Below are 26,723 nucleotides of genomic sequence, written 5' to 3'. Positions count from 1 at the left end.
TATAAAATCGCGTTTAAAATCCTATGTTGCTTTTATAATTATAGCACAATAAATTGAAACAGTTCAATATTTAAAAATAATCGCGCTCATATGAACGCGATTGTAATATACAAACTAATCGTTATTTAGCTATGGGAGGTATATCACCCATTTTGATTATAGCATTTTAAAATATTTCTGCAATTCTTAAACGTTCATGCCAAATATAACCATTATTATTTTTAGAATAAACCCGACACCAGCCGTCTTTAACTTCAAATACATAAAATTGGCTATAACCCGCTCTATAAACATCGTTTGTTGTATACCATTCCTTACCTTTGAATTTAACTAATGTAGCGCCGTAGTGATCTGTTCTAGCTCTAAATCTAGCCTTAGATGATTTCTTCATACTTTTAGGTGGAATGCTACCAACTTTTAATCCATTAGTGCTATCTAGTTTGTTTTTTTGGTTAACTATTTGTTTATTCGGTTTATTCGCTAATTTACTTCCACCTGAAGTTTTATAAATATCTTTAACGATAAGACGTTCATACCATACAAAACCGTTATTGCTAGCACTGTATACTCTAGCCCAACCATCACGAATTTCATAAACATAAAATACATCGCCCGGTTTATATGTTTCGTTTGTAACCACCATGACATTGTTATGATTTGGTCTACAAATACTCACGCCAGCATTATCTGCAACGGCTTTGAAGTATGGTTGGTTACTCCATGTGAGTTTTTTAGGAGGTGTTGCATTAATAGTCAATGATCCATTTGATTTACGTCTCGCTGTTTTAACTTCTTTAATATCTGTTAAATCTACGCTATCATCGGCAAAGTCTGGAACAATGAAGTGGGTTAAGCCTGTATAATCATCTTCACGCAATTTAGCTGGTGTATTGGCATTTCCGTCATAGTTTTGTTCTAAGATTGTGAATGTATTTGTACCACCCGAATTGTCCCAAACTAAGCCTGTATGCCCCCATTCTCTATAAATACCCTCAGTATACACTGCAATAGCGCAAATAGGAGGAACATAATTTCTTGTATTTTTAACTACTTTCCAACCTTTTGGCATAGCATTTAAAGTATGCAATTCTTTGGCATTACCATAAAATCTAACTCCACCGGTAACGTGATATATGAAGTCTACACTTAAATCTGCGCATTGATAAGCATACATATTATCAAAGTCTACAAACTGACCTTTCAGACTGTGCATATATTCAATCGCTTCTTTATACTTAACAACACTTTGTGGAGATGATGTTACTTTTTCTTTTGTTTTTTCTGATAACTTTTCACTGGGTTTCTCGCTTGTTTCTTCTTGTACCCCATTAATATATTTTGCTATTTGCTTATCAAGGTTTTTAACATTGCGTGAATAACCACATGCTTCTAATAAATTGCCGGGGTCGATTTTGTCATTTTGAATATCTTGATGACCTGGCACTTCTGTTTTGTAGTCGATATCCCAATAATTACATAAGTAAGCTAATACACGTGCCATATTATCTAGTGACTTACGGGAACGTGATTGGCTACTAGGGAAATAACTTGCTTCCACACCAAACGCTACATCATTTGCATCAGCATTGTACCATTGATTGTCGGTTGGCGTGTTATACAATACATGCCATGCTTTCTCAGTAACTGGAATACAAACAATACATTCTTTATCATCAACAAACATATGGGCGCTTGCTACTAATGACCAATCAATCATGTATGTGTTTTTATAATAATTAACATTTGTTTGTGCAGTGGTTTCTGGATTCCCTGTGTCATGTGCTACTGCAAATAAAGGTTTCTTACTTGTTAAAGGTTGCCCACTTCTACGTGTTCCAATCGGTAAAAAATCATATTTAACTGGGACACCATTCCATTTTTCTGCCATTATGCACGACCTCCACCAATTTTATTATTTTTATCTTTAGTTGAACCTGTACGTGGTCGAACTGTTTCCCAAATGCCAGTCGCCATTAGCCCACTAATCAAACCAGCAAGCAATCGACCACCAATTGATAATTCAGTAACGATTTCTGGAATAAATGCTGTAATACCACCTAAAACGATACCAATACCAATGGCAATTAAAGGTACAATGTTTTTAGGTACGCCAGCTTGTTTAACTAATTGTGTCAATGCAATAGTAATAACTGAAATTACTGTTGCGAATGCGATAATACTTTCCATCTAAACACCTCTTCTTTAATAATAAAAAGCCGACCGAAGTCGACTTATGTGAAAAATACTTGTGCAAACCCTATTGCTGCAACTATAACTGCGAATATTCCTGAAATGATATAACCAGTTATTGCTGCATTTCCTTTTTGCTTTTCAGATATTGTTTCTTTAACGCTAGCTAACGCTTCGTCATGCGTTTTTACTTTATATTTAATATCAACGAATTCTCCACCTAAACGCTCCATTGTTCCACTCAATTTTTCTAAATGTTTTTCAGAACGTTCTTGTGACTCAAACGAACGTTCTTGAAGTGAGGTTTGTCTATCTACCGTTTTTTCTAGTTTATTAATGGCTTCAGTATGTTTTCTATCGTTATCATTTATACGTTCATAAATTTTATTTTTAGCTGATTCAAATTCGTGTTTTTTAAGGAATTTACTTTCATCTATCATGCTTCATCATTCCTCCAATGATAGCGATAGCTCCACTCTTTGCAGTTAATACTGCAAACTGCGCCCAAGTGAGCCAGTTGATAGCATTGAACATACTAGCACTAGTCATTAAAAAGTAAATAATACAAACGCCTGTCCCACCAGTAACAAGAAAAACTTTGCAATATTGTTGATGTTTTTCAAGTGGTATTAACCAAGCGCCTACAAATAAAATGACGCTAAATACCATAAGAATTAATCCCCACATCCATATAGACATAGCGTTATCTAAAACTGTATAAAATTCAGAATCTCTTAAAACGTTATCATCTTCTACAAAAAAGAATAAACCTCGTACAAATGCAAAAATAGCATAACCTGAAACCATAGCAAACGCTATTTTTTCTCCTATGTCTTGAGTGTTCATTTCCTCACCTACTTTACTCAAATTTAAAAGCCATAACCTCCACTGGCTATGGCTTATTCATCTTTTAATTGCTTTTCTAATTTCGCATTATCCTCTTTATATTTTTCAAGTTCCTCTATTAATTTTTGATTTTCTTCTTGATAATCTAGCACAAGTGTTCGTAGTTCAACAGATGATGCGATTAGATCATTGATTTGAATAAATAATGATTTCTCTTTATTCGATGTTTGTTGGTTCATTTTCAACGTCCTCCCTAGTTTCTTTTACAATTTTATAATTAAAATCTTTATTAATTGCATTGTTAACTTTTTCTAACGTATTTTTAATCTCATTAGCAGTGTCTAAGTTGCTAAATCGAAAGGATTTATCGACATCTACCATATAAATCGAACCTGTACTATCAACGTATACACCTAAAACGTAGCTATTTGTTAAATTGGTTTGAGTAACGATGTATTTTGTTTCCATATTTACCTCCTACGGTTTCCAAAGTTGCGATAGTTGCACACCTTGTGAGTTGATAACATTAATACCTTTATCTCCATTAAACTGTATGCCTGTAGCTCCAAACATCAATGTAGGTGCACCACCAAATTCTTTGATTTCAAATTTGTTTATTTTGTTAGTCATCATATTTACTGCATATAAATCTTCGACTGCTGCGTTTTGGTTACCGATTTGACGAACATATAAACTTTGAAATGGACTGTCAATTTTGCCTAAGTGATAATTATGTCTAGGCGTGTTAAAACCATAAAAATATTGTTCAGATTTATCCGGCGTATGCACACCGTCGATTGTCCAAACAGGTAAGTTTTCGGTATTCGTTAATCGGCCATTTGAAAAACCTATTTTATCGCCTGTAATCATGGTACGTCGGTCACTATTAACTGTTAAACCGGCAAATTCGTTTCTTCTCGGATTTAAAAAACCACCTTCACTTGTACCAAAGTAGGCAAGTATACCTTCTTGGTTACTATTGTTAGTAAACGTTTCAAAACTTGCACCACCTGAAAATGTACCGCCTTCGGTACTTTGTACAATTTGATTATACATAGAATAAAAACGGATTAATGAATTGCCATAGTAATATTGTGAGCCTTCGTTTAAATCCCAAAGTGACCAACCGTTTAAAGCCTCTAATGTGCCACCACGTATACGGTTTGCAACCATTTCGCCTGTTGTAATTGCACTTGCAGTAATACCTTCAGCTGTAATAGCTGTTTTACCTGTACGGCCTCCGTCTGTGGATAGATACATACCGCTACTATTCAAAGTGACAATGTTATTTGCGTTATTTTTATCTATGGCATGTATACCGTTTGTATCAAAGTTAAGTTCAGATGATGTTTGTTGAATTTTGTTTACCATTGATTGTGTTTCTATACCTAACGCTGCAAAAGGTATCTGTTTTTTACCAACCATAACATCATTGATATTTGATACGGCAGTATTAAAGGCTGAACTGTACATCTCTGCCATGTTTTTACTACCAAATGTAATTTGAATATCAGTCAAATGATATTGTTGATCATACGTTCTTTCGATTTTTATAACTCTGATTTCAATATCTAAACCTATTCGTTTATCTACTAAGAATATACGGTCGCCTAATTTAGCATGTGTGTACTTATAACCCTGATAAGCTAAGTCATTAAGGTTAGCCGTAAATGACACGTTTAAACTATCATCAACAACTTTTTTCATGTTTTTCAACATGGTTTCAGGTTTAGTAATACGTCCGTCAAATATAGGTGGTGCTTGGCGTCTATGCTTAATAACTTTTTCAATTGGTGAGATATAAGGGTTGTTTTCCATTGTGCCAGGCTTTAATTTGGCTTTTTTGGTTACGTCCTCATCACCTTCTTCGTCATCGGAATAGTTACCATAACCTTCAATATAGGTGTATAGTTCGGCTGCATCCGTTTCAACACTAATTTCTGTCGCATTCACTTTATGTTCATATTGAAAGTTTGTGTCATTCCCTATGAGTTTTTGGAAATACATCACATTACCTTCAATAGTAATCTCATATTCATAACGTTCAATAAATTTTTTAAGCATCTCTAAACGTGTTTCCCCTGCACCTAGTCCTTCAAATTGTTCAGAATAGGAATTGGTCGAAACATGATAAGTGAAAGGCGAATCATTAAATACTAAATTTAAAGCATTTGTTACAGTATAGCTACCGTCTAATTTGGTATAAATACGATTAGAGTTTAACCAATCAAGCATATAGAGTATGGCCGTAACACTTATTTTGTATTTATCACCATAGCCCTGCATTGATGAAGTTAAAATGCGGTATTCTTTTGCCTCAAAACCTATAATCCACATCTTTAAGTCATCATGCTTATTCATAAAATGAGCATTAACGTCAGTATATTCAATTTCCACATCAATACGTTCATCGCCGTTGATTTCTTGTTCGTGCTTTACTTCGCCTTCCATAATATACTCATTACCATCTAAATCACGTATATATAGCAAAGCCTCACCTCCAATATAAAAAGGCTAGCCGTTAAGCTAACCTTAATAATCTGCTATACACTAAATTACTAATTGCATAGCCACCATCTTTATTAGGATGTACACCGTCGGTATACATTAAACCATTAGCATTAGTTATTGCGTAATCGCCTAAATTTCTAAACAAACTAACGTATCCTAAATTTAAATCTTTAGCTACACTTAATTGTGCATTACTATAATCTTCAATTGTATGCAATTGTTTTCCGTCATATTTATTACCACTAGGGGCAATTAAAAAGATACTAGCTAAAGGCTTAGCCTCTCTAATGCGTGATACAATTTCTTTTAAGTCATTGATATAAGTAGAAACTGGAATATTTTGAGCCATTTCATTTGTCCCTAATAAAATACCAAATGTGTTAGCACGGCAGCGTTTTAATTGTTTTATATAATTATCACGGTCTGTTGAAGTCATGTGACCACCACGCAATCCACTATTACCTATTTTATGAACAACGACACCTTTGTTACCTTTGTAGGCATATGAACCAATAAACGTTACTTTATCACTGACGATTTCAATATTGATTGTATGCTTACCTAAGCTTAATGTCATAGGTGTCACTTCTTGTTGCGTTGCGTCTACGGTTACCCAATCACCACCGTCAATGTTGTATCGCCATGTGCCTGTATTTAATGTGTGTATTTCATAAAAGTCTAAGTCCTCATAAAATTGCACTTTAATACTATCGCCTGCAGTAGAACTTTCTAACATAGCACTATCAAGCCCTTTAGATTGAGCGATATTGCCTAGCCCCTCATCGTAGTGTTGCCATGTGCCGTTTAATGTAACTGCAACCTCGCCATTACCAACGTGACTATTTGCAAAACCAACAAAACCAATACCACCGTCTGCATAATGCTTTAACATGCGTTCTCTCATAGGACGTGTTAAGCGTTCACCTTGTTTTTGAACGCCACCAGCTACCCAACTATCGCCAATAAAAGCTATCTCTGCACGACCGTTGTAATCACTATTCATTGCTTTACTGAAGTCTGCAACATACGTTTTTAAGAATTGATTACCATAACTATCAGGCACTAGATCATCGCTATTATCTGATTGTTCAATATATTCTTTTGGAATAAATAAACGATAGGGTACGTATTCTGCAGGTAATTTTGAGCCTTCACATAACATAGCTGTATCAATATTTAGATATGAAATTGAAAATCTGAAATAAGTAGCATTACTTGGTACTGATATTGTTGCAACATTTGACGCCGTTGTATCGATGAATTTTTTGTTTTCATCATAAAACGCATATAGATTAAGCGAATTTGTTTTAGTGATTTGTGTTAAGCCACTGACATTAATAAAATCACTAGCATAATACGAAGCATTAGCACTTAATTCGCCAGTTGTAGGGTTAATATAGTACCCTTTTGTAGCCGTATCTTTGTTAAATATATTTTGAGACGCTTCAGTGAATGCTAGTTTATCTAGTGTTACTGCTTTATTAGCTAGCTTTTTATTATCAACAGAACCTTCAGATAGATTAGGGCGCAAATATTCAATGTAACGGTAGTAGTCCTCAAATGCCGTTGGCGTTGTGCCTCTCTCAATTTGATAACTTTTATAATTGTACGTTCCTGCCCCTTCGATAAGGGTAGATGTTTTCAGATAATACGCATTACTTGGCGTTTTAAAAGTTCTTGCTTGCTTAGGGTCAGTTGCTTTAGCTAAACCGCTAATATACTTTTTATTAATATCATAAAAAGCTAAAACCTCAGCATAGTTTTGAACATAATCTGTATTAGGTTCTATCGGTTCAAATGTACTTGTAACAAAATATTGAGTTGCGTTGACTTCTCCTGTTGTATTACTAACAGCATAGCCTTTTAATACTTCATTTGCTCTAAAAATGTTTTTTCCAGTTTTAATAAAGTCAGATTTTTCGGTTGTTACTGAATTACTAGCCAACTTAGGAGTGAATACTGAACCATCACTAACGACTGTATTAACATTAGTTGTTCCTGCCATAGCTTGAATAACTTCATCACTTAATTGTTCTAAACCGATTTTACCAAGATTATAATTGATGTCTTCTACTGTTAAATCGCCTTTTTTTACTAAGCCGTTTAATACAACTTGTAAATCTTGGAATTGTTTTTCTGTTAACTTACCTTCATTCGCCATACTTAGAGCCATTCCACTAATCTCATTTATATGAACGTATAACTCTTCAAAGTTCTTATTTAAATCAAGTAAGTTACTTCTGTTCCATAAAGGGTCTATAACTCTTCTTCCCATTACTACACTCCCTTTTTATTTAAAATGATATCTATAATCAAAATCAATACTGTCATACGTCCCATTGATGACTTTGAAATCGTTTTTATTAGGACCTAATTTAATAAATTGTCGGTTTGTATTTCTCAACATATTATTAGAACCTACATAAATTAATGGACCATTTAAGGTTAAATCTTGGCCATTAATGGCCTCTTTATAAATAAACGTTTCTTGTGTGGTTAAATTTTGAATTTGAAAATTACCATCTGTTTTTAAATTTTTTATAGTAATTTTTAAGTCCATATTTCGGTAATCTATCCACACATTGCCTCCATTCCAAACTGAAAAATTATTCGACTTGAATGAATAATTAGGATAATCAAGATTAACACCATCAGCTAAACCGAATTTATTTTGTAACGCCTCTATACCGTATTGTTCGATTTGTTGCGTTGTATATGTGGTCATAAAGAACGGATGTCCTATAATTGTTGCTTTGATTTCTACTTGAGCGTACATACTTCCTAAAATTCTATTTGGTGTAAAGCTTTCATCGACAGTAATTTTTAACATACGAGTAGAAAGCTCATCATTTACAACATACAAATAATCATAGCTGTCTAAAAAGCCATATAGCTCATCTCTTAAAAGTAAGTAATCATGTTCTGCGTGGAAATGTCTTAACCAAAATGATAAGGTAACTTCTCTTTCTCTATAATCAAAACCATAATCTACGCTACCCGGTTTACCTTCTCTTGTGTTTGAATATCGTTCTTTTGAAATACTAGTAACTAAAAAATCCAGTGGCTTAACGCCATCTGGATAATAAAGTTTATTCATATTCGGATTGAATAAGGTGAAGCCCATTAAGTTGCACCTCCCATCAATTTAGTCATGGCTTCTAATTTTTGTTGTCTATTAACGTTACGTTGAATAGCTTGTCCATCTAAATCAACATTAAAGTCTTTATTAGCAATTGTGTCATTACTTTGTACAAGTTTTGACATCAAGCCGATTAATGCATCTAATTTTTGTTCTAACTTGCCATTATCTTGTTGTGATGTTGAAGTTTTTACATTACTGAAGTTATTAGGTCGTTTATTGCCATTAGCTTTTTTACCTTGAATATCTTTTGCAGCAAGTGCAAGTAACTTCATAGCGTCTGTACGGCGGTTAGGGTCTGTTGGAATAACCCATTCCGGATAGCCGCCTTCTGCAATGTTATACCAACCTGCAGATTTGATTAATCCGCCTGTAGCAAAACGTCGTGAGCCACGAGGTCCCCAACCAGAACGACCGTATTGAATGTCGTTCGCCCAGTTAGAGTTGTTAAAGAATGCGAGTAACTGGTCGTAACCACTTTTTATATTGTTATGTCCTTTTACTGCATAACTTCTAAATGTGCTAGGTACATATTGAAGTAACCCTTGTGCAGGTGTGCCTCGTAAGTTGTTAATGTCTCCAATATTACCCTGTGTAATTCCAGCATCTCCACCACTTTCACGTTGAATTTGAGCGATGATACCATTAATTTGCGCATTTGACGGATTTACTTTCATTTTTTTAGCGGCTCTTTCAATAGTAGAACGCCATTTACTAGGTGCTTGTTTTCCTCCTGATTTACCGCCACCATTATGTTTTTTTAACCATGATGTTGGGTCAAATGCTACTCCATTTTTTTGCATTTCATAGTGCAAGTGAAGTCCTGTAGAGCTACCTGCGCCTGCACCATCTTCTCCAGGGTCTCCTCCTGAAATACCTAAGTAAGTCCCTGGATGAACTTTTTTAGTACCTGAAAATGCTAATTTGTGTAGATGACCATAAATAGATTTCATGTTACCGTTTGTAACTTCTACATGATTACCAAAACCACCGCTCCAACCTCTAAAAGTTCTCGCAGTACCTGACATTGTTGAATAAACTTTGTCATGCTTATAGTTAATGTCTAAACCGTGATGTGCACGTGGAAATGGATATCCTTGAGCGGCTGCTTCTGCAGCTGTTCTTGCAAATCCAAAGTTAATTCCTTTAGATAAATCAATATAGCCACCATCACCGCCACCATTTTCTTCTAACCATTCGCCAATTTTTTTAACTGCCGCACTTTTAAGTTTTTTGAACATGCCAGTCATCATGTTATATGGTAATTCAGCTGCTTTACTAATACCGAATGCGTCCATATTCACACCAAAACCTTGAAGTACCTTATCAAGTAACTTTTTAGGATTTTCGATGTAATCTAATACATCGCCAACTGATTTTTTAAGCCAATCCTTACCTTTACCTGCTGTTTCAAGTGTTTTATCTACAATTGCTTTTCCACCTTTAACAACTTGACCAGTAATCGCACTTGCTTTCCTTCCAACATTTCCTGCCGTCTTTTTAACATTACCAATTACGTCGCCTACAAGGTCGTCACCTTTTTTATGGTTTTTAGGTTTTTTTCCTCCACCAAGTAAGTTAAAACCTGTTCCATCTGCGAATCTTGGTAAAGTGCCCATATTAAATTGAGGTCGGTTTAGCATTGCGTGTGTTTGAGCACCATTTAAAATACGCGTACCTTTGGCTAATGGCATTGTTGTATCTTTGGCAGGTGTGATGAATGGTTTGCCTTTTGGTGGTATTACCGTTTCGTGTCGGAAGCCACCAGGTCCATTACCCTTACCTTTATCTCCTACAGTAGCTAAGGTAGATTGATTAATTTTACCGTTCGTAACGTAATTTTGAGTATGCGTGCTTTCAGTACCTGTGTGTAGTTTGATTTTAGGTAACTTATCCATAGATAATTTACCTGCTACCCAGTTGACGCCGTCAATTAATTTATTCAGACCTTTTTTAACAGAATTAACCATGCCGTTAATATGTCCTTTGATTTTGCCAATAATATTTTTCAAACCATCACGCATGTTGGTAAATGTACCTTTGACTTTACTCCATAAAGTTTGGACTGTGTTAACAACAGAATTTTTAATACTCTTCCAAGTGTTTTTTAAGCTACTAGACACTTTGGACATAATGTTATGTGTGCCTGATTTTAAATTATTCCAGGTGTTACGTACGCCGTTCCATAAAGATTTAGCTAAATTAACTACTTTATTACGGATTGATTGCCAAGTATTGACTAACCAATTTCTCATTTTAGAGAATAACGACTTAGTAAAATTCCATAAACTACTAAATAATCTTTTTACGCCATTATATAAACTTCTAGCTAAATTCACGACTTTATTCTTGAGTGTTGTCCAAAGACTTACGACCCAATTTTTAAGATTTGTAAATAATTTTCTAGTCGCATTTCCTAAACTATTGAAAGCATTTTTCACACCATTGTATAAACTTCTAGCTAAAGCTATGACTTTATTTTTAATAAACGTCCACGCACTAACTATCCAACTTTTTAATGTTGAAATGATTTTACGAACGCCAGAACTTAATAAACGAACCGCATTTAAAACGCTATTTTTTATTGCGTTCCATGTGGTGATAGATACTGTTTTTATAACGTTCCAAACACTTGTAATAAATATTTTTAAACCGCTGATAATTGCTTTAGAAATTGCGATTAAAGAACGAATAATAGCAAGGATACCATTTTTTATTGCATCCCAAACAACTATTGAAATAGTTTTAATATTATTCCAAATTACGGTAATTGCTATTTTTAATCCAGTTATTAGGCCTTTAACTTTAGACACCAAAGCCGTGACGATACCTACTACAACGTTTTTAATAATTGTCCAAATGGTGCGGAAAGAATTTAAGATTAATTGTCCCACCGTTTTTACAATAATAAGCATATTGCCAAGTGTACTTCTTAAGATACCTAATATGAGGGTTAAAGCACCTCTAAACACTTGTTTTATACCTTGCCACATTAGAGAAAAGTCGCCAGTAAAGAGACCTTTAAAGATTGTTATTACACCTCTAATAACATTTAGGCCACCTTGTACAATCATACGTAAACCTGTAAAAGCATTAATAACAATCTGTTTTATACCACCAAATATAATTGAGAAGAAGTTTTTAATACCCGTTAGAATTGGTTTGATAATATTGTTATACAATGTAGTCAAAATAACAGTTACGCCTACTTTTATTACTTTAAAAGCGTTAACTATGCTTGCACCGTGTTCTTTCCAAAACGCTTTAAAGAACGCGCCTACAGTGATTGAAATGGTTTTAATAAAGCTAACAAATTGATTATAAGCGCCACGTATCATTAATAAAGTAGAAGTAAATTGTTTTGCAGCTTCATCTGGTAATATTTTTTTAAATATATTTAAGCCTTTGCCAGTATCATTACTAAATACAGCTTTTATTCCTGCAACAAATTGTTTAACAACGTTCCATAAGCCTAAAAAACTGTTTTTAACAATATTAACTGTACCATTAACAATATTTCTAAACGTCTCTGACTTTTTATAAGCGACTACTAACGCTGTACCAATACCAACTATCGCGCCTATTACTAGTCCCCAAGGTCCTAACATAAAAGTAGCGGCAGCACCTAAACCTTTCATAATCGCAGTACCAATACCTAAACCTGCAAAGGCAGTTCTAGCAAGTGCGATTTGTGGTACTAACGCCATTAACGTACCACCTACGGCAGTTAAAACACCTAAAAAGCCACCTATAGCAGGATGTGCGTTGACTATTTTAGCTATAAAACCTGTAATAGCTGTAGTAATCCTTAAAACGATTGCCCCAATTGGCGCCATACCTTTAACTAAGCCAACAATAATAGTGCCGATGTTTTTAAGCAATTGCCATACAACTGGACCATTTGTTTCTAAATATTTTAAGAAGTTTTTAAACCCTTCTGTATTTTTAAGGTTGTTAGCCCATTCTTTAAAGGATTGTGTTACACCTTGCATACCTACTAATACTTTTTGAGAATGGCCACTGAATGCGGTAAATAAACTTATAATTCCACTAAACACATTCCCAAAGATTTGACCAACGATTGGTAAATTCGTTTTAGTGTATTGCATAAATTGAGCGATGCCTTTATCTGTACTTGTGCTATTTGCCCACGCATTGAATTTATTTGCTAAACTTTCTAAACCTTTACCTGTCCATGCGAATAATGGACCAAATTGAGTGAATATGTGGGTAATACCGTCGCCCACTTTCATTGCAGAATTGAGTATATTTTGGAATATCGGCGGGCCAATATTATTAATCAATTTGAATGCGTTGTTGGCATTTTCAGATGACTTAACCCAATCACGCATTTTTGCAGAAGCTTGTGCAATTTGGTTAGTGATTTTAGTAATGAAAGGAATCAATTGTGTTAGGGCATATCTTGCTATATTAATGCCGTTAGTCATTGTGTTGAAAATAGCTGCTTGGTTAGCTCTAACTAAATCTTTCCATTGGTTTTGTAAGCCACTTAAAGCATTTTGATAGTTTTTAACCTCTGACGTAATCTTCAATTGACCATCTTCTAGCATTTTCAAAGCAGTTGTCGCTTGGCTACTAAACGCCATGATGCCGGCTAATGCAGTACCATAAGCGCCACCTAATCCGATTGCGCCACCTGCTGCAGCAGTTGCGGCACCACCAATACCTGCAATGGCACTAACGGCACTTCCTGCAATTGGTATGATTGAAGTAATGTTAGCCGTAAGCCCACCAAAACCTATACCGTTAACTACGTAACCTACATTTCTGAAGCTATCGCCGATTTTATCAATCTTACGTTGCGTATCTTCCCAAGCCGTTCCCATACGTGCAAACATACCGCTAAGGCCTGCTGCTTTTCTTTGCTCACGTTCATACTCTTTTAGCTCATCCGTTGTTTCGTCGATACGATTTTGTAAAACGTTATAAGCCGTTGCTTGCTCATAAACTTCTTTTTCTGCTTTATCTAATTTAGATGGTAATTGTGCAACTTCACGATTAAGGCTTGCATAAGAACGTTCTGCATCGTTAGCTTCTTTTTTAGCTACATCCATTGCACTTTTAGCACTTGTCATTGCTTCTTTATTGGCATCGCTAAATTTTTGTAATTCATTTTTAGCATTAGACGTAGCTACTTTAGATTCGTTTAAATCACGTTTAGCGCTGTCTACTGATTTGGATAAATTCGCATATTCTGTTTTAGCTTTAGTAAGTTGATTACCTAATGCCGTTAGCTCTTGTTTACTTGCTTTACCAGATTTACTTAATTCATTGAATTCAGATTGCAAACTATTAACAGAACTTTTAGCATTTTTCATTTTAGCGCTTAAAGCAGTCACAGTATTTTGCATCTGCTTTTGCGATTCTTGTGCCAATTTAACGTTAGCTTTATGCTCTTTCAATTCATTGTTCATCTTGTCATACGTACTGGCTAAGCCTTCATAGTTCTTTTTAGCTTTTTGCGCATTACGTGCCGATTCTTCTAACTTATCTGACATGGTTTCTTGTGCACGTTTGAGTTGGTCTAACTTCTTCTGTGCTTGTTCACTTGCTCTACCTTGTTGTGTCAGTGTTTTGTTTAAACCTTCAATTTCTGTTTCGTATTTCTCAACTGATTTTTCGGCTCTATCAAAACTTGATAAGTTCTTTTTCATTTCTGCATCAGTAGTTTGTAACTTACGCTTTAAATTGGCCATACCACGATCAATATCTGATGTATCTAGGCCTAAACTAATACTAAAGCCCTTGATTTCATCTGCCATTTGCTCACTCTCCTTTCTTTCAGAAATAAAAAAAGAGCCTAACTAGAAGCTCTAGGATCTTTACCTGTGATTGCTCCAATTAGGCTCTCGTTTTTGCTAACTCTTTTCGTTTTAGATTTCTTCTTATTATTCATAATGCGAAGTAACTGATAAATATCTGTGTTATCTATCTCTGGCATTTTCCAACCATTCTCCATCAACTCTTTATATAAAGTATCAAGATATTCCGATTGTTTTTCATAAGTGAAATCTTCAGGCTTTAAACGAGAGTCGTCTATTTCGTCGTCTTTCCCTCGTCACCTAAGATTCCACCTAACTGTTCCATAGCTACAGTAAGTACTTCACGTGCGTCTGTTCCATCTTCAAATTCTTGAGCAGTAAATTGACCATCATATAAGTCATTAGCAATGAAGCCATATAATTTATCTAATAAATCATCGTCAAATTCCCCACCATTTTGTTCTAATTTTTGGAACTCTTTACCTAAGTTAAAACCTTTACGTGCAATGCTACCTTTAATAAAAGCTGGAGCGTGATATTTTTTTACTTCACCGTTCTCATCTTGTAATTCAACAAATTTTTTAACTGTCATAATTAGAAATCTCCTTTAAAAATGAATTTTAATTAAACGTTTATTTTTGTATACAAAAACAGGCGACTGTTTATAGTCGCCGTTTAAAAATTATTATGCTGTTGGTTGCGTTTCTGATGCGCCGGCATCTACTGAAGGCGCAGCTAATGGTTCGCCTGTAGTTTGTACAGTGTCGAAAGCTTGACCGAAAATAGAATTAAAGACTGTATCTCGACCTTCTACTTTACCATTGTCGTCATAAGCCATAACTACTGCTAGTTCTTCATTAAATCCATCAACTTCACGTTCCATGAATTGACCTTCGATTTCATCTGAACCGAATTCTACACCATCTTCTTTTGTTTGGCCTTCTTTGTTAGGACGAGTGAATACGCCTTTAGATAAGCCAAACCATTCTTTAGAACCGTCTTCCATCGTACGTGGAATAGCAGCTGCAACATAAGTGATGCCAGTTGATTTACCAAAACCATAAACTGATTTATTTGATTCATGCTCAATTAAACCTAATAAGTCTTTTTGAACATCGATCGGTAATTTATGGAATGTTAATGATAATTGTGTTTCACCTGCAGATTTTGCAATTTCTGCTACCTTGTTTGAACCGTATGCTTTTTCTAACTCTTCACCAAACTCAATTGACATCTCTTGTACGTAGTCAACTACCTTAATACCTGATGTTTTAACCGAACCGTCAGGTTGTTCTTGTAATGTGGCATAATAAAACTTTCCTAAGCCCGTAGCTGCATTATATCTACCCATTTATATTTCCTCCTTAATTTTAGGCATAAAAAATAGCCCTCCGTTACTCACGAAAGGCTAGCCTATTTAGTTAAATCTTTATCTATGTGTCTAAGTTCATCTATTGTGTAAGGATTTCCTCGGTAACGCCGAGCGTCCCTATATAGCTTTAAATCTTTATCATAATCATCGATACCGTCGACTTGTTTAAAACCTATGGACCATAATGTCGTTCTAATTTCTTCTTGTAGAAACTTAACCACATCATAGCTGGGTCCACGTACATCAATTTGATACAAATATTGTGTCGTTAAATTAGTATCACTTGCATATGTTTCAGGTTGTGGTGAGACGAGAGGGTCAATCAAAATATAATGACCTGACGTATCTGCCGTTTCATCAAAAGTGTACGCTCGAATTCGACCTGTACAATGTTGAGCAATTGTTGCATTATTTAATAAATATTTTTGTAAAGTTTTCAACATATCAAACATTTTACAAATCTCCTTCCAACGATTCTTTGATTATTTGCTTATAAGGTTTTTCAGTCATGAACATTGTTCGAGCAATCGCACCTTTACCTCTTGGACTAGGGTTCTTAATTGAGCCCCATTCGTTCAAGTGGATGATAGCGTAACGATTCATTGAACCATGCCAATGCACCTTAACCATACGTGTGTCGCCGTGGATATAATAAGGGTCAGTGACAGTGACTTCTGCAATACTTGCGCCAGTATCTCTAAACGCTTCAAAGTTTGCTTTTAGCACACTTACAAAATATTTAGCGCCTTTATTTAAGGCTCTATCTTGCGCTCTAAGCATTTTTGTCTCGTCATACTGCTCACCAATCTCCCTTAACATCTGATGAACGCCTTTAACCTCTACGCTCATTCTGAAAGCTCCCCAATGATTTTGATATTACGATGATTGTCAGTGTCGTCAAAGAATTGAATAATATTGTATTTTTTATTTTTATAGCGAGGCAAGTCAATTTCAAAATACATATCATCTGTAATATCTAAGCCTATGGGTAGCCAAGTGACCATAGTTAAACTCGCTTTTCTGTCTGTCATGTCCAAGTCTTTTTGTGAAGGTTGGTAGACATTAGCAAAACATTTATAGACAACTTCATCCACAGTTTCACCCGGAAAAAAATCATCACTCGGTTTAGCTTTATAAAAAATAACCGGTGTACGCATATCGCCACCAGTTACAAATTCATTCCGTTGCAGAGCCATCTTCTGATACCTCCATATTCACAATTTGAAATTGGACAATACTAGATAGAAAGTTGTTGTGAAACTCTTCTAATTTATCGTTAAATACATATCTTGTACGTTCATAAACAAGTTCTCGACCTAAGGAAGAATCGTTCATATCAAAACCTCCACACTTAGCTTGTATGTCCTCATAAGACATTTCTAAGTCGTGTTTGATACGTTCATCTTCCATATCATAAAAAATACGATTACGATTTTTAAAATGATTAACGTGTTCTGAAGTAATCATTTAATCACTTCTTTTCTTTAATACGTTCTAAAAAAGGACCGTCAAACCCTTTCTCAGATAAAGTGTTTTCCACTTCTTCAGAGCGTTTGACAGTCATTTCTACTTCTTCATTTTCTTTTAAAGTTTTATCTAATTCTAAATCATTGTATGATTTTAAGACTTTAAATTTAGCCATCATTCCACCTCCTATGCTGTTGGATCTGATGTTTCGACGTCAGACGTTGCAGGTGCGCCAAATGCACTGAAATCAACATCATATACAAATGAAGTTTTGTTATCATCTGGCTCTGCGTATAAGAATTGTTTTGCAGTATACAAGTCCATATCTTCTAACGCTAATGTTTGGTCGAACTCACGGATAATAACTTCACTGCCGGCATAGAAATTGTAACGTGTTTTATCGAACACTACTGCTTTACCTTGTGGAACGAATTCAGATTGTTCAAATGTTACGTTAAATGGTACTGGGCTTACAAATTGGCCGTTGTGTAATTGCATGAATGCAATACCAGTATAAATGTAATCTGCAGGGTTTAATGCAATAACCACATTGTTTAATACGCTAGCACCTTTAGAACGTTTAACATTTCCGTCTTTATCGTAGTATTCTTTGATTGATAAGTTTTTAATAACGTTACCAATTTCTTTAATAGACGTTTCTGCATCTTTTAAAGTTAAAGTGCCTGCAGAAGTTTTTGGTGAAACTGCACCGTTTGTACGATTAATTTCATTCATTAATCCAACAGGTTGGTTTTTAGCAGAACCTAAACCTTGAATAGCAGTTTTTTCAATTGCTACTGCGAAAGCTTCTTTGATTTGTGCACGTACATAACGGTCTACCCATTGTACACCTGCGTCTTTTAAGTCTTTAGGTACAACAACAAATGCAGTGGCTTTACCTAAAGTAACATCTTGTTCGAAGAATGAAGCCTCTAATTGACCTTTAATTTCTGAGAATACTGGTCCCCAAACAACTTGACCTTCAGGTACAGAACGAATAACACGCGCACGTAAACCCGTGCGTTGAATCGTAATGTGTTTAAGTAATGGATGTTCAGTTTCGATATCTTCAAAGATGCGGTCAACAACTGTTTCAGGTAATAATTCACCGTCTTTCCAATTAGTATCCGTATTAACATGGTCTTCAGACACTAATGCATTATAGAATTTCTTTTCTTCGTTAGTTAAACGGTTAACATTACGCGCATTTAATACTGCGTTGTCACCTTGTTCTTGTCGCATATCTTTACGAATAGCATTAGCTAATTCTTCAGAATATGCATTCATATATTCTGTGTATTTTTCTTTCACTTCTTCGTCCGTTGCTTTAGGACTCATATTTGAAAATTCTTTTAATAATTGTTGAGAGTTTTGAAACTCTTCTTTATTTTCTAAATCAATTGCCATAATTATTGGCCTCCTTATTATTTAATGTTCATATTAAATAAACGTGCAAAACTGTTTTCTGCAGGTTTACTTTCCGTTTGCTTTTCAGATTCATTTGAATCTTTGTTGTTTGCTTTTTTAACTTCCGCCAAGATTTCTTCAAGTTTATCCATTACATCTTCAACTGTGATTTCACTTGATTCTTTTGGTTGCCCAGGTTGTTGTGGGTCTTCGTTACGGTATCTAGCCATGAATTTGTCACCTCCCAAAATTGTTGATGTCGTTGCGGCTGCAACTCTTGAATTTTCAGTGATATTGTCAATTAACCCTAAATTTTTAGCTTCTTTAGCTGTTAGCCATGTTTCTTCATCCATGTAGTTTTGAAGAATCTCATGGTCAATGTCAGGATTTTTATCGACATAACTATTGAATACAACACTATTGATTCTCTCTAAATCTTCGGCTTGCTTTTTGAAACTTCTCGCATCACCTTCACCGATTGTCCAAGCATTGTGCACCATTAACATGGCGTTACCTGGCATGTTGATTGTGTCACCTGCCATTGCTATAACAGACGCAATACTTGCAGCAAGTCCGTCAACATTCACAGTAATATGAGCATCAAAACGTCTAAGCATGTTATATATCGTTACGCCACTGAAAACATCTCCACCGTTACTATTAATGTTTACAACGACTTCATCAACATCTCCCATAGCTTTTAATTGATCACGCACAGTTTGTGGACTAATCGTCATCCCTTCAATTGTTGCGCTATCAATTAATCCATAGATATCGATTTCGTTATTCGCCATTTATATCACCTCCTTCACTACCTGTAGTTTCTTCATCCACAGTTTGATAGTTTTTAGTGATAATAAATTTCTGCATTTCTTCACTTCCAATAGGCTCAAAGCCTGTAAGCACTCGAATTTCATCTCTATTGAAAGAACCACTTGCAATGAGTTTGTCTACTGCTTCACTCACTTCAAGTGGTCCTTTTTGGTCAATGCTTATTGCCTTGATACGTTTACCTTCTTTGTAACCGCGTTCGCTGAATAGCTTCGCATTCAATTCATCAACAATCTTTTCTAGTAAAGGATTGATACAAAACTGCATGTAGTTATCCGTCATCGCTTCAATATCTGCAACCGAACCGTCCAAAAGCGGATAAGGAATGCCTAATTGCGTAGCTACATACTTCAATAAAGCAAACGGTGCTTTAGTTAATTCGTCCACATTGACGGATGATGACTTATTAGCATTGCTTGAATGCTCTTTGTATTCGTAACCTTTCTGAATAGGAACGATTGCAATATCATTCGTTGCAAAAGCCGCATATGCTTTGTCGATAAATGATTGTAAGTTTTGTTGCGACTGTTCATTAAACGGTATGTTACCGTCCATGCTAATCGTTGACCTAATTTGATTGTTCATTAAATTAGATTTAATCATGCGACCAAAAATATCGCCATAATCTGTAAATAAACCATCAAGTAAATAAGCAATCGATTCATTACTGTATTCCAAGTAAATGACTTCATTCATAAAGTAGGTACGTTCAAATGTATAATCGCCTACAACAATATCTGTAAACTTATCGTCATATAACGCAAATTTTTCTCTTGCGAAATCATCAGCGACCAATAAATCTTTTGTATCTGTAATAATAATCAACACTTCATTATCTAAAATTAATTTGCGGATAACGTTGTACCAGAATGTTGCAGCAGACTCATCAGTATTCGGCCTTACGTTCAATTTGTAATTTGTTGTAGAGTTCTTTTCTTTCACACCGTCATTTTCAATTTCAAATTTTGTCTGGCTGATTGTACGTGCAATGTGGTTAATACACGTATTCAAAACCCAACGCTTGATATATGCCCTGTGCGATGTCTCACGCAGTATCTCAAAATCATAACTAAATTCAATTGCTTCATTTCTTCCAAGTATTCGATCGAAAATTGAAATTTTAATCACCTCCTAGCTAAAAATCAATAGCATCCATAATAAACGGTTGGTCGTATTCTAATATTTCATCTGCACGATAAAGCGCGTGTAACATAGCATGGAATCCGTCTGTCTTACGTCTAACTTCATCTTTCTTGATGTATTTCTTACTACCATCCGGTTGCATTTTTACTGCGACATTGTTTGTGAACCATCTCATCAAAGGGTTATTACCAAATGTGATTTGTTTTTTAGCAAACATGGTGTCAATCCTAGGCGCAAGCAAACCATGTATCGCAGTCGGATTTTTAATAACTTCTAAAGGTATACCTGCATCTTCAAAAGGTCGTCTAACAATATCAGTACGGAAGTTATCTGAAATAACTTTAACTAGATTGTATTTCTGTTGCTGTTGTTGGAACCAATTCACAATGTAAGATATGTCGATAACATCATCATCAACGATCGTTAACAAACCATTACTAGCCCATTCCTCAATAGGCGGTTCCAAATGTGTTGTTTCTAAAAATTCACGTCTGATAAACGAATGTGTTAACCAATAATACTCATCGTTATCTCTAAACAACAAGCCTACACTGGCAAAGTCACGAACTAACGCATAGTCAAGACCACCAATGCAGGCTTTATTTTCAAGATTAGGAAACTCTCTATTTGTAGCTAATATTTCTTCCCACGGAGCGACAACTCTTTCTTCATCAACTTCGGGTAAATTCATTCGTTTAGTCATGAACTCTGGTTTGTTTGAACGGTTGATGTGTAACACGTTATATTCTTCTTTTATCTTACGTTTTAAGTTACGTGCATATCCTGTAAGTGGAGGATGTAACATTGGATTTGATTTTTCCCACATCTGTTCGTCATCTACTTCTTTAGGATCATCAAGCTTACAATAAAACGGGAATATACGGTCGTTAGGATTATTGCGTTTTAAAACTTCAGTAATCCGTTCTTTCATCATATCCATAAAACCTTCACGTACAAATCCGTCTGTAGAAATATAAAACGTTCTATCGTGAATTACCTTACCTAAACCACCACGTTTTACGTTTACCATATCTGAATGTTCATAAATAGCAATCTCATCAAAGATGACACAACCTTCACGACCACCATCTTTAGTTTTAGTATTAGAAGTGTTGTATCTGATAATTGAACCAGTAGAACGATTTTTAATTTCGGTTTTACTTACTTCATAAGGTGATTTAGGTCGTTCTCCAGTTTTATTACGTTTGTTTTCTAATAGGACATCATATATTTCATTAAATGATGTCTTTGCTTGTTCTTCACTGTTCGCAACAATTGAAATATCGTATTTTTTTATACCGTGTATAGGAGTAGTGAAAAAATCACTTATCGCACTGATAAAACCATTCTTACCTGCACCTCGTCCCATGAATAAAGCAAATTCTGTGAAATATGGTGTATCTTCAACATCATCCATCAAAAATAAGAAAGCAATGATAAAGCGTTGGAATGGTTGAGTTGGAAAATACCATTTTTCAATAAACTTTATACATTTTTCTATCTTCTCTTCTTCAAAATGAATATTTGAGAGAGTGAGTACATCTTTTTCAAGATATTCAATCAAATCAATACGTTCTTGGTTAAAGACTATCTTGCCATCACGCCATTGTTGAATGTACTCATCAACACACTTGTTTCTGATCATACATAATCATCAACAGGTTCGTCTGTTTCAATTGACTTATTTTCTTTAGGCAATAAATCAGTAAGTTGCTTAATCACACGTTGGTATGATTGGTCACGAGTATTATACAAACGTGCTACTGGGCGTTCACGTTCGTATGACGGTAAGTTTTGCGATTGTTGAAACATGGTGTATTCGCCATTTTCTTGAATGTCTTTCCACATATAATCGAGCATGACACGTAATCTTGCTGCTTGTATAACTAGCCCTTCAACAACTTTTAGCTTTTCGGATGGAATATCTTTGTAAATTTCTTCTAATCGCTTACGTTCTTTAATTACGTTCTTATCATTGTCACTTACTTTCACAAAATCACTCCTTTCTTCATGTAGAGGTGGGGGTATAGGTTATATGTGTAATTTTTTCAAAAAGTTGCGAAGTCGAGCCCACCCGCCGTTCTCCCTGAAATAAAATTTTGTTCATTTGTTTTAATGGGGGGCGGTAATTATACATGTTCTAAATAATCTTTATAAGTTCTTTTAGTTCTTATTTGATATAAAGTACTTCTTGAAATATTAAATCGATTACAAACTTCTTTTATATTTTTATTACTTCGATAATAGTTGTAAATATTAATAACTTTTTCTTTTGATAAAGGTCTGAAATTAATATTTTCCTTCAAAGCATGATTATTATTTTCTTCACCTGTAACCCACTCTAAGTTTTCTACATTGTTGTTAAATTTATTTCCATCAATATGATTAACTTCTTCTTTATTTAGTGGATTATCAATAAAATAAAGAGCAACGAGTCTGTGAACTCGATGCCCTTTTCCATTGAAAGAAACTCTTTTATATCTACCATCATGTATCCATTGTGCCAATATTCTATTGGTATGTTTGTTACGAACGTTGCCTTTACTTGATACTTGGTAATTTGTTTCGCCTACATCCTTCCACACTTCTACCATCTTTCATCTCTCCATTTAATTTCTTTCGGCTTAAATTGGTTTCCACCGTATTGAAAACGAGTATGTCGTTTGTTATGGCAAGCTTTACATAAAGTTCTAAGATTATCAGGTTCCAACTTTAAGTCAGGTCTGATATGCAGTTCTTCAATATGATCTATTTCCAGACCTTCAGTCGTTACCTTACCTTCCCGTTTGCACCATACACATTCGTAATTATCTCGTTTTAACACTTCTTGTCTAACTACTTCCCATGCCTTACTGTTATAAAATTGTTTACGTGTCTTGTAGTCATTCATACTTTAACTCCATAATAAAAGACACACCACCCAGTGATGTGCCTGTGTATTCGTTTCGTATGTCTATATTATAAATCTATTTACATATTGATTGCACATATGGTTCGATGTGTTCGAATGGTTCGATGTGTTCGTTTAATCATAGTATCCTTGTTGCGCATCCATGTAGACATTGACTATCTCATTAACACATCCATAGAATGTAGACTTACTCTTTATCTCCATAAGCTCCATGATAGTCTTGTGCTTGATACCTATCTTAATCAATTGTAGTATATGATAGTTCATTTCATCTGTTACATATTCTTCATACTTATCTATAAATTGTAGCTTATTAAGTAGCTTAACATTACGTCGATACTCTCTATTTCTATCCAACACTTTAACTAATACCTTATCACCTGTACCACCTTTAGCTTTAGGCATCACTGCTTCTATACCATACTGTGCTGTTGATGTACTGTCTGCATCATACACTTGCGCTTCTATAATATTACGCATCCACTTATAATTGTCTATCATGTTTCTTACTTCGTCACGTGTGTACAAATGATTACCTCCAGTGTTTACGGTTTAATAATAGTTCAAGTAGTTTAATTTGTTTACGTTGCTCATGCTGCACACCCATTGAGACAATGAGCGCAATGGTTAATAATATTACGATTATCCACATACTAATTCACTTCCTCTAAATAAGTGTTGAGCGCTAAGACTTTGAAACCATATGAATATGCGATATCATCTGCTTCTCTAAAATCTAAAAAACTCTTAGCTTCATAAGGATTTTGTGCAACCTTTAACATTTTAGAAGTTTCTCCATAGCTACCGTATACTTCTACTTCTTCCTCGTAGAAGTCGCCATCTTTAGTTTCAATTACATATACTTGATTAAGTAATTTACTCATCACTCTGACACCTCCGCATTCAAATGGATATGATCGTCTTGTGTAAAGTCCTGTGGCACGTCCACATCATCTTCACTCTGCAACTTCACGATAAGTTCGTTAGTTAGATATTTGCTAAGTTCATACACTGCGATGATGAACCATATTTTTAGTATGCGTTTAATCATTTTCGTTCACTCCTCAACTCTAGGTCTATCTCTATGAATTCTGTTCATATCCACCCGAATAGTTTGTAATGCATAATACTCTGCTTCTAACTGTTTAATATAATTTTTACTAGCATTATAGAACTTTGCATGACTTAACTTTTCACCTATATACACTGTTGATATAGCGACACGTTCATGTAGTTTTTCAAATTCCTGTTTGTAATAATCTTCCACTCACACTCACTCCTTAACAAAATATTTTTAATATCAGCCATGACCACAAACAAAGAATTAACACGAAGAAAGATAATGTCATTCTTATTTCACTCCATGCTATATCATGTACTGTTACTAGTATTGAATATAAAAAATCTTTCACTTCCCCAGCACCTCTTTCACTTTTTCTAATATGTCCTTAGTATCCTGTTGATCCAAACCCGTCTGTCCCTCTCTCTGACACATAACTAAACTCCTCTACTTCTTTTAACTCTGGTGTCCAAATAGGTACGATAACGAGTTGTGCGAGTTTGTCGCCTTTTTTAATTTTGTAGGTACCACTATTTTGTGTTTGACTAGCGTATTCATAACCGCCATTTATATTCATATATACATTAGTATCTATAAGGAAATCTTGTATGTCATTCTTAATATTAATTCTCATATTTCCTTGAAAACCTGCGTCAATCTTGCCTGTTTCAATCACTAAATGTGTTTTACTACTTACACCACTTCTTGATGTTAGTAAGCCAACATACCCCTCTGGAATGTTCACTGCTACATCTGTTTTAATCACTGCTTTTTCTTGCGGCTCAAGTATCACTGTTTCTGCTGCGAAGATGTCGAAACCAGCGTCTAAACGGTCACGTGTTGGTTTAGTTGCGTTCTCTGATAATTTGATAAATTCTAATGTGTTAGTCATTTATTGTTCCTCCTTAAATTTAACTTGATATAATTCCACTTTTATTAATTTGTTATCGTATTCAATAATTGCATAAGGTTCTTCTCTGAATTCGCACAAAATGTCAAACTTACGATTAGAAAACACCCCATGAAATTTATCTCTACTAATTTCATAAATACGTTCAGTTTCGATTGTCATCACTACCACGCTCCAAATCATCTAATAAATTTTGAAACTCATGTGTCCCGTCGAGTTCGTCCATGCGTCTTAAATGCTTACCTAATTGATACAACATACCTTTTTCGCATTCACCACTGGTTATTTCAACATCGTTTACTAACACTGGATACATTTCAACCATTTCTTTCTTTAAATCTATCCACGCCTCTGCCTTCCTTTTCACTTCTGCCATATCATTGATGAGTTCGTTGCGTTGTTGTTTATATGAATCGCGTTCTTTTTTGACATCCCAGTACATTTGCAATACTACACTTGCAAACTTCCCGGGATTTTCTGCAAATTTCGTGGCAATATATTTTACATTTTTACCAAGTTGTTGAAATTCTTCTAGTTTCATTCCATCATAGCACCGTCCTTCCAAAGTAAAGTCATTGTCATATCATCATTTAAAATATAAATAGCAACGCTATGTTCATTTTTAACTTCTGAAATAGAGCGATTACCATATATATAAGATTTCAATATATTTGAATCCTTCCAACCACCATCTTTAAATTTAAAACTATCTCTTAATTCTAAAAGTCTATATATTTGAGTTTCTTCTGTAACTTCTTCTTCAATTTCTACTGTGAAAGTTTCATCTTTGCGAGTTTCGTGTTCTAAATACAGTGTTTGTTCTTTATCGAAAAATGCTGAACCTCCTGTGTACTTGCTATAAAAAGCCTTGTCACTAACTTCGTTCTCCCACGCACACTCAATCAATTCTGGTAATGTCATTTCTACTTTTCGTTTAATCTTTGCCATCCCTTACACACTCCCTATTCGTATTTATATTCTCTCTATCAACCAACATCGTCACTCTACTTCCAGCTACCTTAACGACAAAGCCTTTGACACCTAACTGTCGTAATTCTCGCTGTATTTGTGTAGGCGTCTTGCCTTGTGTGTTGTATCTGTATCGTTGGTTGATGGTTGATGATAATTCTAATGTGCTAGTTGTCATTTTCAT

The 26,723-nt window shown here is 34.9% G+C and carries 34 protein-coding genes; all 34 read right to left on the bottom strand.

Annotated features, from left to right (window positions below):
* Positions 1-166 precede the first annotated feature (166 nt).
* The gene (locus HS848_RS02360; protein ID WP_198611123.1) at positions 167-1,888 is read right to left on the bottom strand and encodes a peptidoglycan recognition protein family protein; all 1,722 of its coding nucleotides are present in this window, start codon (positions 1,886-1,888) and stop codon (positions 167-169) included.
* Complete coding sequence (locus HS848_RS02355) at positions 1,888-2,187, bottom strand: hypothetical protein (protein ID WP_048681864.1); 300 nt, start codon at positions 2,185-2,187, stop codon at positions 1,888-1,890. The genes HS848_RS02360 and HS848_RS02355 overlap by 1 nt, the downstream gene beginning before the upstream one ends.
* A 44-nt stretch (positions 2,188-2,231) precedes the next feature.
* Positions 2,232-2,630, bottom strand: a complete 399-nt coding sequence (locus HS848_RS02350) for a hypothetical protein (protein ID WP_198611122.1) — start codon at positions 2,628-2,630, stop codon at positions 2,232-2,234.
* A complete protein-coding gene (locus HS848_RS02345) occupies positions 2,620-3,036 on the bottom strand; it encodes a hypothetical protein (protein WP_198611121.1) in 417 nt (138 codons plus the stop codon). The genes HS848_RS02350 and HS848_RS02345 overlap by 11 nt, the downstream gene beginning before the upstream one ends.
* A gap of 53 nt (positions 3,037-3,089) precedes the next feature.
* The gene (locus HS848_RS02340; RefSeq protein ID WP_198611120.1) at positions 3,090-3,275 is read right to left on the bottom strand and encodes a hypothetical protein; all 186 of its coding nucleotides are present in this window, start codon (positions 3,273-3,275) and stop codon (positions 3,090-3,092) included.
* Entirely contained in the window at positions 3,253-3,504 is a 252-nt protein-coding gene (locus tag HS848_RS02335; RefSeq protein WP_198611119.1) for a hypothetical protein, read from the bottom strand. The genes HS848_RS02340 and HS848_RS02335 overlap by 23 nt, the downstream gene beginning before the upstream one ends.
* 9 nt (positions 3,505-3,513) lie before the next feature.
* Positions 3,514-5,526 (bottom strand): phage tail protein, encoded by a 2,013-nt coding sequence (locus HS848_RS02330; RefSeq protein WP_232806056.1) that lies wholly within the window; start codon positions 5,524-5,526, stop codon positions 3,514-3,516.
* A gap of 31 nt (positions 5,527-5,557) precedes the next feature.
* Positions 5,558-7,822, bottom strand: coding sequence for an SGNH/GDSL hydrolase family protein (locus HS848_RS02325; RefSeq protein WP_198611118.1), 2,265 nt, complete (start codon positions 7,820-7,822; stop codon positions 5,558-5,560).
* 15 nt (positions 7,823-7,837) lie between these two features.
* A complete protein-coding gene (locus HS848_RS02320) occupies positions 7,838-8,671 on the bottom strand; it encodes a phage tail domain-containing protein (RefSeq protein ID WP_198611117.1) in 834 nt (277 codons plus the stop codon).
* Complete coding sequence (locus HS848_RS02315) at positions 8,671-14,469, bottom strand: peptidoglycan DD-metalloendopeptidase family protein (protein WP_198611116.1); 5,799 nt, start codon at positions 14,467-14,469, stop codon at positions 8,671-8,673. The genes HS848_RS02320 and HS848_RS02315 overlap by 1 nt, the downstream gene beginning before the upstream one ends.
* A gap of 38 nt (positions 14,470-14,507) precedes the next feature.
* Positions 14,508-14,747 carry a UPF0158 family protein gene (locus HS848_RS02310; RefSeq protein ID WP_274378836.1) on the bottom strand — a complete coding sequence of 80 codons (240 nt, stop codon included), beginning with the start codon at positions 14,745-14,747 and terminating at the stop codon, positions 14,508-14,510.
* Positions 14,744-15,061, bottom strand: a complete 318-nt coding sequence (gpG, locus tag HS848_RS02305) for a phage tail assembly chaperone G (protein ID WP_107635442.1) — start codon at positions 15,059-15,061, stop codon at positions 14,744-14,746. The genes HS848_RS02310 and gpG overlap by 4 nt, the downstream gene beginning before the upstream one ends.
* 93 nt (positions 15,062-15,154) lie before the next feature.
* A complete protein-coding gene (locus tag HS848_RS02300) occupies positions 15,155-15,820 on the bottom strand; it encodes a major tail protein (protein ID WP_198611115.1) in 666 nt (221 codons plus the stop codon).
* Between the two features lie 62 nt (positions 15,821-15,882).
* Positions 15,883-16,293 (bottom strand): hypothetical protein, encoded by a 411-nt coding sequence (locus tag HS848_RS02295; RefSeq protein ID WP_198611114.1) that lies wholly within the window; start codon positions 16,291-16,293, stop codon positions 15,883-15,885.
* Position 16,294: 1 nt separating this feature from the next.
* A complete protein-coding gene (locus HS848_RS02290; protein WP_107635439.1) occupies positions 16,295-16,690 on the bottom strand; it encodes a hypothetical protein in 396 nt (131 codons plus the stop codon).
* Positions 16,687-17,037 carry a phage head-tail adapter protein gene (locus HS848_RS02285; RefSeq protein ID WP_198611113.1) on the bottom strand — a complete coding sequence of 117 codons (351 nt, stop codon included), beginning with the start codon at positions 17,035-17,037 and terminating at the stop codon, positions 16,687-16,689. Before HS848_RS02285 ends, HS848_RS02290 begins: the two co-directional genes overlap by 4 nt.
* On the bottom strand, positions 17,018-17,308 hold the full coding sequence (locus tag HS848_RS02280) for a hypothetical protein (RefSeq protein ID WP_198611112.1): 291 nt from the start codon (positions 17,306-17,308) through the stop codon (positions 17,018-17,020). The genes HS848_RS02285 and HS848_RS02280 overlap by 20 nt, the downstream gene beginning before the upstream one ends.
* Before the next feature lie 4 nt (positions 17,309-17,312).
* Complete coding sequence (locus tag HS848_RS02275; RefSeq protein ID WP_198611111.1) at positions 17,313-17,483, bottom strand: hypothetical protein; 171 nt, start codon at positions 17,481-17,483, stop codon at positions 17,313-17,315.
* Positions 17,484-17,494: 11 nt separating this feature from the next.
* Entirely contained in the window at positions 17,495-18,715 is a 1,221-nt protein-coding gene (locus HS848_RS02270) for a phage major capsid protein (RefSeq protein ID WP_198611110.1), read from the bottom strand.
* Positions 18,716-18,732: 17 nt separating this feature from the next.
* Entirely contained in the window at positions 18,733-19,509 is a 777-nt protein-coding gene (locus HS848_RS02265) for a head maturation protease, ClpP-related (RefSeq protein WP_198611109.1), read from the bottom strand.
* On the bottom strand, positions 19,499-20,674 hold the full coding sequence (locus HS848_RS02260) for a phage portal protein (RefSeq protein ID WP_332871280.1): 1,176 nt from the start codon (positions 20,672-20,674) through the stop codon (positions 19,499-19,501). Before HS848_RS02260 ends, HS848_RS02265 begins: the two co-directional genes overlap by 11 nt.
* Positions 20,675-20,681: 7 nt before the next feature.
* Positions 20,682-22,334, bottom strand: a complete 1,653-nt coding sequence (locus HS848_RS02255) for a terminase TerL endonuclease subunit (RefSeq protein ID WP_198611108.1) — start codon at positions 22,332-22,334, stop codon at positions 20,682-20,684.
* Positions 22,331-22,681 carry a hypothetical protein gene (locus tag HS848_RS02250; protein ID WP_198611107.1) on the bottom strand — a complete coding sequence of 117 codons (351 nt, stop codon included), beginning with the start codon at positions 22,679-22,681 and terminating at the stop codon, positions 22,331-22,333. Before HS848_RS02250 ends, HS848_RS02255 begins: the two co-directional genes overlap by 4 nt.
* A 137-nt stretch (positions 22,682-22,818) precedes the next feature.
* A complete protein-coding gene (locus HS848_RS02245; protein WP_029056519.1) occupies positions 22,819-23,283 on the bottom strand; it encodes an NUMOD4 domain-containing protein in 465 nt (154 codons plus the stop codon).
* Positions 23,277-23,579: an HNH endonuclease gene (locus HS848_RS02240; protein ID WP_107635429.1), complete on the bottom strand. Its 303-nt coding sequence runs from the start codon at positions 23,577-23,579 to the stop codon at positions 23,277-23,279. The genes HS848_RS02245 and HS848_RS02240 overlap by 7 nt, the downstream gene beginning before the upstream one ends.
* Before the next feature lie 135 nt (positions 23,580-23,714).
* Positions 23,715-24,128, bottom strand: a complete 414-nt coding sequence (locus HS848_RS02235) for a hypothetical protein (protein WP_198611106.1) — start codon at positions 24,126-24,128, stop codon at positions 23,715-23,717.
* A 125-nt stretch (positions 24,129-24,253) separates the two neighbouring features.
* Complete coding sequence (locus tag HS848_RS02230; RefSeq protein WP_198611105.1) at positions 24,254-24,484, bottom strand: hypothetical protein; 231 nt, start codon at positions 24,482-24,484, stop codon at positions 24,254-24,256.
* Entirely contained in the window at positions 24,484-24,651 is a 168-nt protein-coding gene (gene rinB, locus HS848_RS02225; RefSeq protein ID WP_198611104.1) for a transcriptional activator RinB, read from the bottom strand. The genes HS848_RS02230 and rinB overlap by 1 nt, the downstream gene beginning before the upstream one ends.
* 6 nt (positions 24,652-24,657) lie before the next feature.
* The gene (locus tag HS848_RS02220; RefSeq protein WP_198611103.1) at positions 24,658-24,867 is read right to left on the bottom strand and encodes a hypothetical protein; all 210 of its coding nucleotides are present in this window, start codon (positions 24,865-24,867) and stop codon (positions 24,658-24,660) included.
* 181 nt (positions 24,868-25,048) lie between these two features.
* Entirely contained in the window at positions 25,049-25,552 is a 504-nt protein-coding gene (locus tag HS848_RS02215) for a dUTP diphosphatase (protein WP_198611102.1), read from the bottom strand.
* Positions 25,553-25,732, bottom strand: a complete 180-nt coding sequence (locus HS848_RS02210) for a hypothetical protein (protein WP_198611101.1) — start codon at positions 25,730-25,732, stop codon at positions 25,553-25,555.
* Complete coding sequence (locus HS848_RS02205) at positions 25,716-26,135, bottom strand: hypothetical protein (protein ID WP_232806054.1); 420 nt, start codon at positions 26,133-26,135, stop codon at positions 25,716-25,718. The genes HS848_RS02210 and HS848_RS02205 overlap by 17 nt, the downstream gene beginning before the upstream one ends.
* Positions 26,108-26,518: a hypothetical protein gene (locus tag HS848_RS02200; RefSeq protein ID WP_198611100.1), complete on the bottom strand. Its 411-nt coding sequence runs from the start codon at positions 26,516-26,518 to the stop codon at positions 26,108-26,110. Before HS848_RS02200 ends, HS848_RS02205 begins: the two co-directional genes overlap by 28 nt.
* Entirely contained in the window at positions 26,505-26,717 is a 213-nt protein-coding gene (locus HS848_RS02195; RefSeq protein ID WP_198611099.1) for a hypothetical protein, read from the bottom strand. The genes HS848_RS02200 and HS848_RS02195 overlap by 14 nt, the downstream gene beginning before the upstream one ends.
* Between the last annotated feature and the right edge of the window lie 6 nt (positions 26,718-26,723).

This window comes from Staphylococcus caledonicus (assembly GCF_016238465.1).
Classification (GTDB): Bacteria; Bacillota; Bacilli; order Staphylococcales; family Staphylococcaceae; genus Staphylococcus; species Staphylococcus caledonicus.
Note: the sequence above shows the minus strand (reverse complement) of the source record. Positions and strands in the feature narration are given on the sequence as shown.